This window comes from Sinomonas sp. RB5 (assembly GCF_054063535.1).
In genome coordinates this window covers 1-14,200 of the sequence record NZ_JBSSGJ010000013.1, presented here as the reverse complement: position 1 = coordinate 14,200, position 14,200 = coordinate 1, and the positions used below count along the sequence as shown (strand labels likewise).

The 14,200-nt window shown below is 72.8% G+C and carries 12 protein-coding genes; 5 read left to right on the top strand and 7 right to left on the bottom strand.

Annotation, left to right across the window (positions count from 1 at the left end):
- Window positions 1-37 precede the first annotated feature (37 nt).
- Genes ACVWWH_RS14540 through ACVWWH_RS14530 form a run of 3 tightly spaced genes read right to left on the bottom strand, consistent with a single transcriptional unit; the run spans window position 38 to window position 3,205 of the window.
- Window positions 38-1,009 carry a TAXI family TRAP transporter solute-binding subunit gene (locus tag ACVWWH_RS14540; RefSeq protein ID WP_457317044.1) on the bottom strand — a complete coding sequence of 324 codons (972 nt, stop codon included), beginning with the start codon at window positions 1,007-1,009 and terminating at the stop codon, window positions 38-40.
- The gene (locus ACVWWH_RS14535; RefSeq protein WP_457317043.1) at window positions 1,002-2,504 is read right to left on the bottom strand and encodes a sensor histidine kinase; all 1,503 of its coding nucleotides are present in this window, start codon (window positions 2,502-2,504) and stop codon (window positions 1,002-1,004) included. Before ACVWWH_RS14535 ends, ACVWWH_RS14540 begins: the two co-directional genes overlap by 8 nt.
- Window positions 2,501-3,205, bottom strand: coding sequence for a response regulator transcription factor (locus ACVWWH_RS14530; RefSeq protein WP_066495031.1), 705 nt, complete (start codon window positions 3,203-3,205; stop codon window positions 2,501-2,503). Before ACVWWH_RS14530 ends, ACVWWH_RS14535 begins: the two co-directional genes overlap by 4 nt.
- Window positions 3,206-3,322: 117 nt before the next feature.
- Between ACVWWH_RS14530 and ACVWWH_RS14525 the strand changes: the two genes are divergently transcribed.
- Together ACVWWH_RS14525 and ACVWWH_RS14520 are read left to right on the top strand one after the other, a co-directional pair.
- Window positions 3,323-4,792 carry an MFS transporter gene (locus tag ACVWWH_RS14525; RefSeq protein WP_066495034.1) on the top strand — a complete coding sequence of 490 codons (1,470 nt, stop codon included), beginning with the start codon at window positions 3,323-3,325 and terminating at the stop codon, window positions 4,790-4,792.
- A 134-nt stretch (window positions 4,793-4,926) separates the two neighbouring features.
- Window positions 4,927-6,162: an MFS transporter gene (locus ACVWWH_RS14520; RefSeq protein WP_457317042.1), complete on the top strand. Its 1,236-nt coding sequence runs from the start codon at window positions 4,927-4,929 to the stop codon at window positions 6,160-6,162.
- A 180-nt stretch (window positions 6,163-6,342) separates the two neighbouring features.
- On the opposite strand, the gene tgt is transcribed toward ACVWWH_RS14520, so the two are convergent.
- On the bottom strand, window positions 6,343-7,653 hold the full coding sequence (gene tgt, locus ACVWWH_RS14515; protein WP_457317041.1) for a tRNA guanosine(34) transglycosylase Tgt: 1,311 nt from the start codon (window positions 7,651-7,653) through the stop codon (window positions 6,343-6,345).
- Between the two features lie 133 nt (window positions 7,654-7,786).
- Here tgt and ACVWWH_RS14510 point away from each other — a divergent pair, with 133 nt between their 5' ends.
- The 3 genes from ACVWWH_RS14510 to mctP all read left to right on the top strand — a co-directional run bounded on the left by ACVWWH_RS14510 (window position 7,787) and on the right by mctP (window position 11,382).
- Window positions 7,787-9,157, top strand: a complete 1,371-nt coding sequence (locus ACVWWH_RS14510; protein WP_084249246.1) for a serine hydrolase domain-containing protein — start codon at window positions 7,787-7,789, stop codon at window positions 9,155-9,157.
- 147 nt (window positions 9,158-9,304) lie between these two features.
- On the top strand, window positions 9,305-9,724 hold the full coding sequence (locus ACVWWH_RS14505; RefSeq protein WP_457317040.1) for a DUF3311 domain-containing protein: 420 nt from the start codon (window positions 9,305-9,307) through the stop codon (window positions 9,722-9,724).
- Window positions 9,721-11,382, top strand: a complete 1,662-nt coding sequence (mctP, locus tag ACVWWH_RS14500; protein WP_066495043.1) for a monocarboxylate uptake permease MctP — start codon at window positions 9,721-9,723, stop codon at window positions 11,380-11,382. The genes ACVWWH_RS14505 and mctP overlap by 4 nt, the downstream gene beginning before the upstream one ends.
- A gap of 7 nt (window positions 11,383-11,389) precedes the next feature.
- On the opposite strand, the gene ACVWWH_RS14495 is transcribed toward mctP, so the two are convergent.
- The 3 genes from ACVWWH_RS14495 to ACVWWH_RS14485 all read right to left on the bottom strand — a co-directional run bounded on the left by ACVWWH_RS14495 (window position 11,390) and on the right by ACVWWH_RS14485 (window position 14,021).
- Entirely contained in the window at window positions 11,390-12,631 is a 1,242-nt protein-coding gene (locus ACVWWH_RS14495) for a DUF6707 family protein (RefSeq protein ID WP_457317039.1), read from the bottom strand.
- A 96-nt stretch (window positions 12,632-12,727) separates the two neighbouring features.
- Window positions 12,728-13,267, bottom strand: a complete 540-nt coding sequence (locus tag ACVWWH_RS14490; RefSeq protein ID WP_066495046.1) for an NUDIX hydrolase family protein — start codon at window positions 13,265-13,267, stop codon at window positions 12,728-12,730.
- A gap of 10 nt (window positions 13,268-13,277) precedes the next feature.
- Window positions 13,278-14,021, bottom strand: a complete 744-nt coding sequence (locus ACVWWH_RS14485; RefSeq protein ID WP_457317038.1) for a VOC family protein — start codon at window positions 14,019-14,021, stop codon at window positions 13,278-13,280.
- Window positions 14,022-14,200 lie beyond the last annotated feature (179 nt).

Here is a 14,200-nt window from a genome sequence, read left to right as displayed (position 1 = left end):
GGCGCTAGGGTCCGCGGCCGCAATTCCCCTGCGCGCCTCAGCCGTGGAAGGCCCGGTAGGCGTCCTCGGCTCCCGGGTGCAGGGGCACCCCCGCGGTGCTGATGAGGGTCTCGGGGCTCAGGTACTGGACTCCGCGGCTCGCCGCCGGGACGAGCTCGCCCGAGTGCTCGAGCAGGAGGTCGACCGCGGAGCGGGCGACGTCCGCGGCGAGGTCCTCGCGGCACAGGAGCAGGTTCGCGACCCCCACGGTCCAGGTGGCCGGCACCCCCGCGTAGCTGTCCTCCCGGATGAGCACCCGGTCGTAGAACGCCCCGAACCCGGACCGCAGCGCCGGGATGAGCGCGGACAGGTCGAGCAGCCGCAGCCTCGTGCCCGCGGCGAAGGCCGTGATGGCCGCGGTGGGCACGCCGCCGGACCAGAAGAGCGCCTCGACCGTCCCAGCGTGCAGCGCGGCGAGGCCCTGGTTGAGCCCGAGCTGGACGGTGGAGGGCGCGGCCGCCAGACGTGCGGCCTCGAGCAGCCTGCGGGCTGTGAGCGACGTGCCGGAGTGGGGATCGCCCACCGCCACGGTCCGGCCTGCCAGGTCCGCCGGGCCCACGATGCCGCTGTCCGCGCGCACCAGGCAGTGGAGGTAGTTCTCGTACACCTTGCCGAGTGCGAGCATCCGCTGGGTGCGGAGGCGGTCGGCCGCGGCGTCCGAGAGGGCGATCGCGAGCGTCGCCTCGCCGCTGGCCAGGCGGTCCATGTTGTCGAGGCTGCCGCCGGTCTCGAGGGCCGAGGCCGAGCGGGCCACGCCGTGACGCTGAAGCGAGGCAGCCAGGAGGGTCGCGAACTCCAGATAGAAGCCGCCCGATTCCCCGCCGGCCACCGTCATGGAGTCGGCCGCCGGGCCCGGCGCGCACGCGGCTGCGCTGGGGAGTACGAGCCCTGTGAGCCCGGCGGCCATGGCCGCCCGCAGGACAGTGCGCCGGGTCGGGGACGGGTCCGCGGGGGAACGGCGCTCAGCCATGGCCGCCCGCCCCGTCGCTGGAGCCCGCGGCACCGCCGGTGCCGTCCGCGCCGCCGGGCGGGAGGCCGGCGTCGTGCGCGGCGGCCGCCACCGCGGGGAACTCCACCCGGGCCACGAGGCCCCGCGGAGTCCCCGGGCCGAGCACCAGCCGGCCGCCGTTGGCCTCGGCCAGCTGCTCGACGATCGCGAGGCCCAGCCCGGTGCCGCGGGAGCCGCTGTGCTCGGGCGAGCGCCAGAAGCGGGTCGTCGACGCGGCGCGCTCCTCGGCGGTGAGGCCGGGGCCGTCATCGGTGACCTCCACCGTCACCACGCCGTCCCGCACGGCTGCGCCGACGGTGATCGTGGAGCCGGGGGCGCCCGCGTACTTGACCGCGTTCTCGAGGAGTTCGCCGACGACGTCGGCGAGGTCGGACCGGTTGCAGGCGATCCTCAGGGGCGCCGCCGGCGGCCCGACGAGCTCGAGGCGGGCACCGCTGCGGTGGGCCGCGGGGGCGGCGCGCTCCACGGCGTCCTGCAGCACCGTCCAGGGGTCCAGGACCTCGGCCCGCTCGCCCAGCGGCGCTCCAGGGCCGCCCGCGACCGCGCCCTCGCGGACCCGGTGCTCCGCGCTGGCCAGCCGCAGCATGCCGTCCAGGACGTCCTCGACGTGCTCGAGCTCCCGCGTCACCCCGGCCGCGGCCTCGCGCTGGGCCGGGGTGTCCAGTTCGAGGGCCAGGAGGTCCGTCCTCAGCCGCAGCGCCCCGATCGGGTTGCGGAGCTGGTGGGAGGCATCGGCGATGAGCTGGCGCTGCGCCTGCATGGAGGCGCCCACGTGCTCGGCCATGGCCGAGAATGCCCGGCTCAGGCGCTGCAGCTCCGGCGGCCCCTCCTCGCGCAGACGCGTGGCCCGCTCGGACTCCTCGAAGGCGATCACCGCAGCGGTGAGCCGGTGGACCGGGCGCAGGACCCAGCCCGTGAGCCGCTCGGCGCCCGCGATCAGCAGCGCCCACACGGCGACCGACCCCAGCACGACGAGGAGCCAGCGCTCCCGCAGCTTCTGCTCGGCGGCGGTCAGGTCCACGTCGAGCACGGCCTCGCCGAGCACCTGGCTCGCGGTGCCGTAGGAGCGGGCGATCACCTCGGACCGGGGGCCGAACGGCTGGACGGGCTGGAGCGTGGTGTCGCTGAGGTTCAGCTGCGCCCGGGCGGCCGCGTCCCGCACATCGGCGCGGTCCAGGCTGAGGCCGCCCGAGCTCAGCGTGGCCTGCGGGGTACGCACCACGATCCCCTCGCCATACAGCGCCGAGTAGCGGTCCATCTCGCGCTGGAGCTGGGCAGTGTCCCCGCTGGAGGTGGCGTCGTCGGCCACCTGCGCGAAGCGGTTGAGCGCGGCGACCCGATTGATCTGGAGCTCCTGGGTGAGCTCGCGGCCCACCGAGGCGAGGATCGAGGCGGAGACCGCCGCGACGATGAGCACCGAGAACAGGCTCAGGATGCCCAGGACCCGCAGCCTCACCGGCGGCCGCCGGCCCTGGCGCGGCCCGCGTCGCCGCCCGCCGGGTCCTCCACCCGGTACCCGACGCCGCGGACGTTGATGATGAAGCCGGGAAGCATGAGCTTGGACCTCAGCCCCGTGAGGTGCACGTCCAGCGAGCGGGAGGAGGTGACGAACGCGTCCCCCCAGAGGGCGTCGAGGATCTGCTCCCGCGTGACGACCGAGCCCGCATGCCGGGCCAGGAGCGCGAGCAGTTCGTATTCGGTGGCCGTCAGGTTCAGGGCACGGGAGCCGACCGCGGCGACCCGCCGGTCGAGGTCGATGCGCAGCTCGCCGAGGTCGATCCGGTGCGGTCCGGCGTCCCCTGCCCGCGCCGCGCGCCGGGCCACCGCCTCGATGCGGGCGAGGAGTTCGACCAGCTTGACCGGCTTGACCAGGTAGTCGTCCGCCCCGGAACGGAGCCCGAGGACCACGCTGCGCTCGTCGTCCCGGGCGGTGAGGATCAGCAGGGGCACGTCCGTGACCTGGCGCAGCTTGCGCAGCACGTCGAGGCCGTCCATGTCGGGCAGGCCGAGGTCCAGCAGGATCGCATCGTGCTCCCGGTGCACGAGGAGCGCGTCCTCGCCGCGGCCGACCCGGGCGGCGTCGTGGCCCGCCGAGCGGACGGAGGCCAGCAGCGCGGAGGCCATCGCGTCGTCGTCCTCGACGATGAGCACTCGCATCGGGTCCCTCCACTGTCCGCCCCCGAGACTACCCGCTCGGACGAAGACTTAAGGAAGTGTTAGGAATGGGCGCCCCAGCTTGGGCTGTGAACGCGGTCACGCCTAGCGTCCTAGTCCATGAGCATTGCACACCAGGGGTCTGCGGGCAGCGCTGCCCGGACCCGGCGAGCCATCGCCAACACCCTGAAGGGGTCAGCAGGAAACCTCATCGAGTGGTACGACCTCTACGTCTACGCGGCGTTCTCGGCGTACTTCGCGACCTACTTCTTCAACAGCAAGGACCCGGCCCAGGCGCAGATCGACGCCTACCTGACCTTCGCCCTGACGTTCCTCATGCGCCCGGTGGGCTCGTGGTTCTTCGGCCGCTACGCCGACAGGAACGGCCGCCGCGCGGCGCTCACGCTGAGCGTGTCCCTCATGGGCGTCGGCTCGCTGCTCGTCGCGGTGCTGCCGGGCCTCGCCCAGATCGGCGTGTGGTCCACGGTCCTCATGTACCTCTCCCGCCTGCTCCAGGGCTTCTCCGTGGGCGGCGAGTACGGCACGGCCGCCACATACATGTCCGAGGTGGCCACGTCCAAACGCCGCGGCTTCTTCTCCAGCTTCCAGTACGTGACCCTCGTGGGCGGCCAGGTGCTGGCCCTGCTCACCCTCGTGGTGCTCCAGTCCACGCTCGGCGAGGCGGACCTCAAGGCCTGGGGCTGGCGCGTGCCGTTCGCGATCGGCGCGGTCGCGGCCCTGATCGTCCTGTGGCTGCGCCGCACCATGGACGAGACGATCTCCAAGGAGCAGGTCGCCGCGGCCAAGGGCTCCGCCTCGGCGGCGGCCGCGCGCGGTGAGGGCGGCGAGTTCGAGGCCGTCGAGCCCGGAACCCTCAAGCTGCTCTTCACGAAGCACTGGAAGCCGTTCGTCGTGGTCGTATTCCTCACCATGGGCGGCACGTGCGCGTTCTACCTGTACACCACGTACATCCTCAGTTTCATGAACAACGTCTCGCACATCCCCAAGACGCAGACCTCGGTCATCAACTTCTGGGCCCTGTTCGTGTACATGATCCTGCACCCGCTCTTCGGCCTGCTCTCGGACAGGATCGGCCGCAAGCTCCAGCTGATCGTCTTCGGCGTCCTCGGCGCGATCTTCACCTGGCCGATCATGTCCACGCTCGCCGGCGTCAAGGACCCGGTCATCGCGTTCTGGCTCATGCTCGCCGGGCTCCTGATCGTCATCAACTACACCTCGATCAGCGCGATCGTGAAGGCCGAGCTGTTCCCCGCCTCGGTGCGCGCCCTCGGCGTCGGCCTGGGCTACGCGGTCGCGAACTCGCTCTTCGGCGGGACCGTGCCGTTCATCGGCGAGTGGCTCTCGAGCGCCGGGCACAAGGAATGGCTGTTCACCTACGTGACGATCACGATCGTGATCTCCCTCGTGGTCTACATCTTCTTCCTGCCCTCGAAGCAGAAGGAGACGCACCTGGACCGCGACCTCACCCCCGTGGACCCCGTGGACGCGGGCGTGGGCAGCGCGCCGGCGGCGGCGTCCGCCTCGGCCTCCGCGGACGACGCCGGGCACTCGCCCTCGCGGCTCGGCTAGCCTCCGCCACTCCCATCTGTCCTGTGCCTGCGGCCGCTGGGGGCCGCAGGCACAGGACTTTCCTCTCCCCGGGCCGATCCGGAGGCTGAGATGGAAGGGGCCCCGGCGCCGCCGCCGTGATACGAACAGAAGTGATGAGCCCTCACTCCCAGCCGCCCGCGGAATCCTCCCCCCACCAGACCGGCCGTCCCAGGGTCGCCGCCGCGTGGCTCCTGCTCGTCTCGATCGGCCTCATCGCGCTCACCATGCGCGGCCCGTTCGTCGCGGTCGCCCCGGTGGCCCGGGCCCTCGAGGGGGACCTCGGGCTCTCCGCGGGGGAGCTCGGCCTGCTCACCGGTATCCCGGTGCTGTGCTTCGCCCTCGCCTCGCCGCTCGCGTCCCTGTGCGCGCGGCGGTTCGGGGCCGAGATGGCCGTCACGCTGACCCTCCTCGGCGTGCTGGCCGGCGTCCTGGTCCGCTCCCTCGACGGGACGGCCGTGGTGATGCTGGGCACCGTGGTGCTGGGCGTGGCGATCACGGTGGGGAACATCGCCGTCCCGCTCATCATCCGCCGGGACTTCACCCAGGCCCGCCAGGGGATGGCGCTGGGGGTCTACACCGCGGCGCTCAACGTCGGCTCCTTCGTGACGTCCGTGGCCACCGCGCCGCTTGCCGCGGCGACCGGGTGGCGTGTGGCGCTCGCCGCGAGCGCCCTCTTCGCGCTCGTCGCGATCGCGTTCTGGGTTGCCGCCGTGGGCCTGCGCCGGGCCATGCGGCCCGAGGAGGCTGTCGCCGCGCCCACGGACCATGCCGCGCCCCGGGGGCGCCGCACGGGCGCGGTCACCGTGGCGCTCGCGTTCGGCTTCGGCGGCCAGGCCTTCTCCTACTACGGGGTCACCGCCTGGCTGCCGAGCCTGCTCAGCGACGAGGTGGGGCTGAGCGCAGCGGGCGCCGGCGCCGGGGCCTCGCTGTTCCAGATCATGGCCATCCTCGGTGCCCTCGGCACCCCGCTGCTGGCCCGGTACGCCGGCTCACGCGCCGCCGTGGGCGCCCTCGGCGTCCTCTGGCTCACGGTCCCGATCGGGCTGCTGCTCGCGCCCGGCCTGTGGGCGCTGTGGAGCTCGCTGGGAGGCGCCGCGCAGGGCGGGGGCATCACGTTCATCTTCACGGCAATCCTCACGGTGGCCCGCGATCAGGCCGCAGCCGGGCGGATGTCCGCGATCGTGCAGGGCACGGGGTACGGCGTCGCGGCCATCGCCCCGACCCTGCTCGGCGGCATCCACACGGCCGCGGGGTCCTGGACGCCCCCGCTGGTGCTCGTCCTCGTCGCGGTGGTCGCGTTCTTCGCCGGCACCGGCGCGGCCGTGGTCCTCGCCGCCCGCCGGCACTGATCTGCCCCGGCGCTGAGGCGAGCGGACCACAAGGCGGGCGGACGACGGCGGGCGGCCACCCGCCGTCGTCCGCCCCTCCCGTCTGAAGGTCACCTCCTGAAGGCCACGTCCTGCGGGTTGACCCTCAGGAGGTGCCTTTCAGGAGGTGACTCTCAGAAGGTGACCTCCAGAAGGTGACTCTCAGACGGTGGGGGTGCTGCCGTAGTAGCGGCCCAGTGTCTCGGCCCTGAACTCGGCGAAGGTGCCGTCCTCGATCGCCCGGCGGGCGTCATCCACCATCCGCACCACGAAGCGCTCGTTGTGGATCGAGATGAGGGTGTGCGAGAGCATCTCGGAGGCCTTGTAGAGGTGCCGGATGTAGGCGCGCGAGTAGTTGGCGCACGTGTAGCAGTCGCAGCCGTCCTGGAGCGGGCCCCAGTCCCGCCTGTACTTCGCCCCGGAGAGGTTGAGCCGCCCCTCGGCCGTGTAGAACGCCGAGTTGCGGGCCACGCGGGTGGGGGAGACGCAGTCGAAGGTGTCGGCGCCGGCCTCGATGGCCACGAAGATGTCGTCCGGCTCGGAGATGCCGAGCAGGTGCCGGGGCCGGTCCTCGGGCAGCACCTCGGAGCACCAGCCCACGATCGTGCCCAGGTTCTCCTTCTCCAGCGCCCCGCCGATCCCGTACCCGTCGAACGGCATGGCCCCGAGGTCGGTGCAGGCCTTGCGGCGCAGGTCCTCGTACTGGGCCCCCTGGATCACTCCGAACAGGGCCTGGTAGGGCTTGCCGGCGCGCTCGTCCGTGAGCCGGAAGTGCTCGTCCACGCACCGCTGCGCCCACAGCCGGGTCCGCTCGAGCGCCTCCTCCTGGTACCCGCGGGAGTTGTGCAGGGTGGTGAGCTCGTCGAAGGCGAACATGATGTCCGCGCCGATCTGGTGCTGGACCTGCATCGAGATCTCGGGCGTGAACCGGTGGCGGTCGCCGTTGAGATGGCTCTTGAACCACACGCCGTCGTCGTCGATGTGCGCGAGCCGCTCCTTGCCGGGCGCCACCGCATCGTCGGCGCCGGCCTGGTGCGGGGCGTCGGGGCCCTTCATGTCGATGACCTTCTTGAAGCCCGAGCCCAGGCTCATGACCTGGAATCCGCCCGAGTCCGTGAAGGTGGGCCCCGGCCAGTTCATGAACCTGCCGAGCCCGCCGGCCTCGTCGAGGATGTCCGCGCCGGGCTGGAGGTACAGGTGGTAGGCGTTCGCGAGGAGGGCCTGCGCGCCGAGCTCGGCCATGGACTCGGGCAGCACCGCCTTGACCGTGGCCTTGGTGCCGACGGCGATGAACGCCGGCGTCCGGATCGTCCCGTGCGGCGTGGTAATGGTGCCGGTCCGGCCGAGTCCCGGGGAGCCGTCGGGGCCGGCGAGCCGCGTGCCGACCTCGAAGCCGAACTCGCTCTGGCGGGGGTGGCCCGCCTGCGCGGAGGGGACGGGCGGGGCCTCGGGGACGGGGACGGAATCTGGCACCTGTACAGTCTCCCACCGCCCGGTGCACCGCCGCGTCACGGGTGGCCGCGGGCATAGCGTCCGCACAGCCCGCCCGCGTACGGTAGTGCACCGAAGGAGCGAGGCGCCTCTGGGGGCAGCGAAGGGGGCGGGCATGGCACGACGCGGGGGCCGTCGGCGGCCGCCCCTTCTCGGGCGCACCGGGCGCGTACGACGCCGGCGGCTCGCCCCCGTGGGCCTGCTCGCCGTGCTGCTCGGCGCGGGGCTGACCGCAGCGGCCCTGATCGGTCCGGGGGTGCTGCGCGCCACCCAGGCTTCCGCCGAGCAGACGCACCCGTCGGCGCGCCCGGCCGTCGCGGCCCCCGCGCCCGCGCGGGCCGCGGCCCCCGCCGCGCCGGCCTCCGCCGCGCCGCTTCCTGCGGCCGCCGCCGCCGCGCCGCAGGCCGTCCCCGCGCAGCCCGCGTGGCAGGACCTGCCGCCGTCCATCGCGGCCACCGTCTCGCAGTTCATCGGCAGCCAGGGCGCCGCCGGCGCGGCCGTGGCCGTCTCCACGGGCACCGGGGCGACGCCCCGGGCCCGGTACCTGACCACGGTCGGGCAGGCCGCCGCGGCCACCCCCTGGTCCCCGGACATGCGCTCGGCGTTCCGCAGTATCACCAAGAGCTTCGTGGGCACGGCCGTCCTCCAGCTCGTGGCGCAGGGCAAGCTGGGCCTCGACGACATGGTCGCGAAGTACGTGCCGACCGTCGCCGGCGTCCAGTACGGCGGCGCCCCGGCCGGCGGCCAGATCACCGTACGGCAGGCCCTCGAGATGCGCACCGGGCTGCCCGAGTTCTCCAGCACCCAGGGATTCTCCGACCAGCTCAACTCGGACTACACGGGCGCGTTCACGGATGACCAGCTCCTCGGCTACGCCTTCGGCCAGCCCCTCAACTTCGCCCCCGGCACCCAGTACGAGTACAGCAACACCAACTACGTGCTCCTGGGCAAGGTGATCCAGACCGTCACGGGCAGCCCGTGGGACCGCGAGGTCCAGTCCCAGATCCTGGACCCGCTCGGGCTCACCTCGGTGGCGTACCCCGGGGACCAGGAGCCCACGGCGCCCGTCGCGACCCCGTACCAGGCCACGAACGCGGGCCTCGAGAGCCTCGCCCAGGTGAGCCCGTCCATGTACGGCGCCTCGGGGGGCTACTTCGGCTCGATCTCGGACCTGCTCACCTGGGGCCGCGTGCTCGGGTCCGGCACCCTCCTGCCGGCCTCCCTGCAGAAGGAGCGCCTCACCTCCGTCTCCCATCCCGCCGACGATCCCGGCAGCCCCGAGTACGACGGCTACGGCCTCGGCGCCGGCCTGCTGGACGGCTGGTGGGGGCACACCGGGACGGGACTCGGCTACGAGTCGCTCACGATGTACCAGCCCGGCACGGGCACCACCGTGGCCATCCTCATCAATACCCAGCTGGACAACCCCAATGGGCCGGCCGAGCTGTTCGAGCAGCTCGAACCGGGCCTCGCCGCGCTCGGATAGGGCCGCGCTCTCCCACGCGGACAGTTCTGCAGCGAAACCTTCCTTCTGGGGCCCCTTCTGCGGTACAAATACGCCGGGACCTGCGCAAACGTCCGGCGAACCCCGCGCACCGAGGGGGGCCCGCCGGAGGGACCAAAGGAGGCCACGTTGTCTGAGTCCAATGCCCCAACCCGCGACACGCCCACCCGGGCGCCGGCCAGACCGGTGCCGTACGCCGTGGCCGGGGTCCTCCTGGCCGTCGCGATCGTGCTGCCGCTCATCCCGCAGATGTACTCCTTCGACCGGCCGCGGCTGGGCGGCATGCCGTTCTTCTACTGGTACCAGCTGCTCTGGGTGCCCATCTCGGCTGCGCTCAGCGGGATCGCCTACTGGCTCGTGACCACCGAGGACCGCAGACGCCGTACGGCGGCCCGGGCGGGGACGTCCCCTGCCGCGGCCGGCCCCGGCAGCACGGCGGCCGGCCCCGGAAGCACGGCGGCCGGCCCCGGCCTAGGCAGCCCCGGCAGCGGCGGCCGCCACGCGGCGTCGTCCGACGAGGCAGGCCACGAAGGAGATGAGCCGCGATGAGCACCCGTCCCGTCAACTGGACCGCCCTCATCATCGTGATCCTGCTGTTCGTCATCGTGGCCGTCATGGGGTTCATGGCGGCGCGCTGGCGCCGCTCGAAGGAGGAGACGGGCCTGCACAGCCTCGACGAGTGGGGCCTCGGCGGCCGCGGGTTCGGCACCTGGATCACCTGGTTCCTGCTCGGCGGCGACCTCTACACCGCCTACACCTTCGTGGCCGTCCCCGCCGCCATGTGGGCCACGGGCGCGGTCAGCGGCTTCTTCGCAGTTCCTTACACGATCGTGCTGTACCCGATCATCTTCATCATCATGAGCCGGCTCTGGTCCGTCTCGCACCGGCACGGCTACGTCACGAGCGCCGACTTCGTGGGTGGCCGCTATGGGAGCCGCTGGCTGTCCCTCGCCGTGGCGGTCACCGGCATCGTGGCCACCATGCCGTACATCGCGCTCCAGCTCGTGGGCATCAAGGCCGTCCTGACCGTCCTGGGCCTCGGCAGTGCCCAGAACGCGTTCCTGACGGACCTGCCGCTCATCCTCGCCTTCGTGGTGCTCGCCGCGTACACGTACACCTCAGGGCTGCGCGCGCCGGCGATGATCGCGGTGGTCAAGGACCTGCTGATCTACCTGGCGGTGATCGTGGCCGTGATCTACCTGCCGATCAAGTTCGGCGGCTGGGACACGATCTTCGGCGCCGCGCAGACCAAGCTCGGCACCGTGAGCCAGGCGACGGGCAAGCCCGCGGGCGTCTTCATCCCCGGCGCGACGAGCTACTCGGCGTACTGGACGCTCGCGCTCGGCTCGGCCATGGCGCTGTTCATGTACCCGCACTCGGTCACCGGCGTGCTCGCGTCCAAGGCGCGCAACACGATCCGGCGCAACGCGGCGATCCTGCCGCTCTACTCGCTCATGCTCGGCTTCCTCGCGCTGCTGGGCTTCGTGGCCATCACCGCCGGCACCAAGCCGATCGACCTCGACGGGTCCGTCAATCCCCAGCTCGTGGTGCCGCAGCTGTTCCTGGACCACTTCCCGGCGTGGTTCGCCGGGATCGCCCTGGCTGCCATCGCGATCGGCGCCCTCGTGCCCGCCGCGATCATGTCGATCGCCGCCGCGAACCTGTTCACGCGCAACATCTACCGGGACTTCTTCCGCCCGGACGCCCCGCCGAAGACGGAGGCCAACGTCTCCAAGATCGTCTCCCTCGTGGTCAAGGTCGGGGCGCTCATCTTCGTCATCGGCATGGACCAGTCGGCAGCCATCAACATGCAGCTCCTCGGCGGCATCTGGATCCTCCAGACGTTCCCCGCCGTGGTGGCCGGCCTCTACACCCGCTGGTTCGACCGGTGGGCGCTGCTGGTGGGCTGGGCCGTGGGCATCGTGTTCGGCACGGTCTCGGCGTACAGCGTGGTCAACCCCGTCACGCACGCGCACTTCGGCGGTTCCACGGCCGCCATCCCCGGGACCAACGTGACCGTGTACATCGCGATCTCGGCGTTCGTGCTGAACCTGATCGTCGCTGCGGTGCTCACGGTGCTCCTGCGGCTCTTCAAGGTGCCCCAGGGGGCCGACGAGACCCGGCCGTCCGACTTCGGGGCCGACGAGACCGATCCCAAGGTCAAGCAGATCGAGGCCACCGCGGGCCCCACCGGCCCGTTCGCCTAGGCGCGGCTCACGGGCGGACGGCGCCGAGCTCCACGTCGATCCGCCGGTCCAGCTCCTCCTGCGCGAACACGGTCGAGCCGCCGTGGGCGCGCAGGTGGAGGAGGCTGCCGAGGCGCAGCATCCGCCAGGCGCGCTCCTCGGCGTGGTCCTTGGCGGCAGCCGCGCGGGAGACCTCCTTGTCGTAGAGGTTCGGCGCGTTGAGGGCGCGCTGGCGCACCCGCTCGGCCATCCGGGCGCGGAACGGATCCGTCTCCGCCGTGTCCGGGGTGCGGAGCAGCTCGCCGTAGGCCTCGGCCCGCTCCTCGTCGCCCTCCTTGCGGGCGAGATGGGACGCGAGGCCCAGGGCGGACTCGATCGAGGCCCAGCGCGCCGGATTGCCGTCGTACGGGAGCACGGCGAGCAGGTCGGCGACCTTGAGCGCGTTCTCGGCGTCGTCTTGGCCCACGTAGAGCTCGAAGGCGAGCTCGCGCAGGTCGGACAGGCACGCGCCGGACTTGACGTTGATGCCCTTCGCGAGGCGCCCGGCGAGCTCGTTGACGGCATGCCGGCCGGGATGGGCGGCATCGATGGCGCGCATGAGCTCCTCGGGCTTCTCCTCCAAGGCAGGGATGCGGGCCAGGAGCTCCGGGCGGGGGCCCGGGGAGGACGCCGGGGCGGCGCCCGGCACCATCACCACCTCGCCCGTCTCGAGCGTGATCTCGGACGGCCCGCGCAGGGGCGCCTGGGGCACCGCAGCCGGGGAGGCGCCGGCGGCCGGCGGCTCGGTGGCGTGCGGCTCCGTTGAGACGAGGACCTCGGTCTCGGTGCGCGCGGGGGCGGCGTCCGTGCGGTAGGGCTCCGCGGTGGCGGGTCCCGGGGCGCCGGGCTCCGTGCCGCTCAGCCCTGCGCCGCGGGGTTCCCGGCTGGCCGGCTCCGGTGCCGCCGGGCCGGCGGGACCGCGCGCGGCCGTGGATCCGGAGGCGGATCCGGCCGCGCCGGAGAACAGCAGGTCAGCGGGGCGGCCGCCCTTGCCCCGGGCCACGCGGACGCGCGTGCCGTGGGCGACCCGCAGGTTCAGATGGTTGTCCAGCACCGCGAAGTACAGGGCGGCGTGGCCGTAGTCGTCCAGCACGGTGTCCACTTCGAGGATCTCGGCGCTGTCCTTGCCGTCGGGCAGGAGCAGCCGCTGCCCCTGCTTGAGCTCGTGGGCTTCGATCTCGTGGAACTCGGGGGTTCCGGGCCGCTCGTGCGGTCCCGAGCTGTCGTGCATCTGGGTCCTCCGTGGTGGCTTTCGGTCCGCTCCCACCCTATAAAGGATTGGTAACGACCGCCCACAGGCGCGCGGGGGCCGGCGCGAACAGGACCTCTACGGGGCGATCCCGGCGAACGCGAGCGCCTGCCGCACGAGCTCGCCGCGGCCGCCCACGAACTCCATCTGGACCGGTCCGCTGAGCACCTCGGCGGGGGACATCCACGTCAGCTCGAGCGCGTCCTGCCGCGGCTGGCACTCGCCCGTCACGGGGATCACGTAGGCCAGCGCGACGGCGTGCTGGCGCTCGTCGGTGAAGCCCGTCTGCGACGGCGACGGGAAGTACTCCACCACCGTGAACGGCACCGGGCTGACCGGCAGCTGCGGGAACGCGAGCGCGCCGAGGTCCTTCTCGAGGTGGCGCAGGAGCGCCGCCCGGATGGTCTCCTTGTAGAGCACGCGGCCCGAGACGAGGCTGCGCATCATGTTGCCCTCGTCGTCGGCCTGCAGCAGCAGGCCCACCTCGTTGACGTACCCGAGGGGGTCCAGACGCACCGGCACCGCCTCGACGTACAGCATCGGCAGCCGGTTCCGAGCCTCGTAGAGGTCGTCCGGGGAGAGCCAGCCGGGATACGGGTCGGGGGTGCGAACTGCCATGCCTACTGTTCTACCGCATCCGGGCTGCGGTAGCGGGGCCCGCCGCCAGGATCATGACGTCGCGTCCGTCCGGGGTCGGGATCCGCAGGCGGACGACGCCGCCGGGCCGCCCCCCGCCCTCGGCCTCCTCTTCTGTGACCTCCTCGGCCGGCCAGCCGGCCAGTGCGAGGCGGGGCAGGAGCTCGCTGCGCCGCCCCGCGTATTCGAGGACGAGGCCGCCGGCCGATGCGGCGTCTGCCCTGACGGCGGCGAGGACACCTCCGTTCTTGGCGGTGAACTCGCGGGCGCTCGCCGGGGCGAACAGCGGCTCCGGGCGGGGGCGGGCGCCGATCGCGGCGAGGGCCGCCGCCGCGCCGTCGAGGTCTGGGGTGTTCCACTCGAGCCGCACGGTCATGTCGGGATCGGCGTCCACGGGGCGCCCGGCGTGGGAGGTGGGCTCGGCCGTGAACCCGAAGCCGTCCGGGCCCGTGATCCGGACCCGCGGCCCGCCGGCGGAATCCTCGAGGGCCGCCCGACCGCCGTCGTCCACGGTGCGGCGCGCGAACTCCTGCGCGTCCCGGACCTCGACCCCGAACACGGTGGTGCCGTCCTGTGGCGAGCCCCGCTCCGCGGAGCGGAGGCGCACCCGGCCGCTGTGCGAGTCGAGCACGGCCCAGCCCTCGCCCTCCTCCCCGGGCACGAGGCCGAGGTCGAGCAGGAGGCGGCGCAGCTCGGGCAGCGCGGACGTGTAGCGGGTGGCGAGGACACGCAGCATGGGGGCTCCTTCCCTGCAGGTGCCCCCATCCTCCCACCACCGGCCCCCTCCCGTTTCGGGTACGCATCTCGCCGCCCTTTCCCGGTGTGATGTCTCAGGAGTCCGTGGACACTTCCTGTCTCAGGTGAGTGTGGACGGATCGTGTCTCACGTGAGTGTAGACAGTTCGGCTGTGGCGGG

Coding starts and splice junctions, on each gene's coding strand:
- ACVWWH_RS14540 (WP_457317044.1), bottom strand. CDS start 1,009: ATGGCTGAGCGCCGTTCCCCCGCGGACCCGTCCCCGACCCGGCGCACT.
- ACVWWH_RS14530 (WP_066495031.1), bottom strand. CDS start 3,205: ATGCGAGTGCTCATCGTCGAGGACGACGACGCGATGGCCTCCGCGCTG.
- ACVWWH_RS14525 (WP_066495034.1), top strand. CDS start 3,323: ATGAGCATTGCACACCAGGGGTCTGCGGGCAGCGCTGCCCGGACCCGG.
- ACVWWH_RS14520 (WP_457317042.1), top strand. CDS start 4,927: ATGAGCCCTCACTCCCAGCCGCCCGCGGAATCCTCCCCCCACCAGACC.
- ACVWWH_RS14510 (WP_084249246.1), top strand. CDS start 7,787: ATGGCACGACGCGGGGGCCGTCGGCGGCCGCCCCTTCTCGGGCGCACC.
- mctP (WP_066495043.1), top strand. CDS start 9,721: ATGAGCACCCGTCCCGTCAACTGGACCGCCCTCATCATCGTGATCCTG.
- ACVWWH_RS14495 (WP_457317039.1), bottom strand. CDS start 12,631: ATGCACGACAGCTCGGGACCGCACGAGCGGCCCGGAACCCCCGAGTTC.
- ACVWWH_RS14490 (WP_066495046.1), bottom strand. CDS start 13,267: ATGGCAGTTCGCACCCCCGACCCGTATCCCGGCTGGCTCTCCCCGGAC.
- ACVWWH_RS14485 (WP_457317038.1), bottom strand. CDS start 14,021: ATGCTGCGTGTCCTCGCCACCCGCTACACGTCCGCGCTGCCCGAGCTG.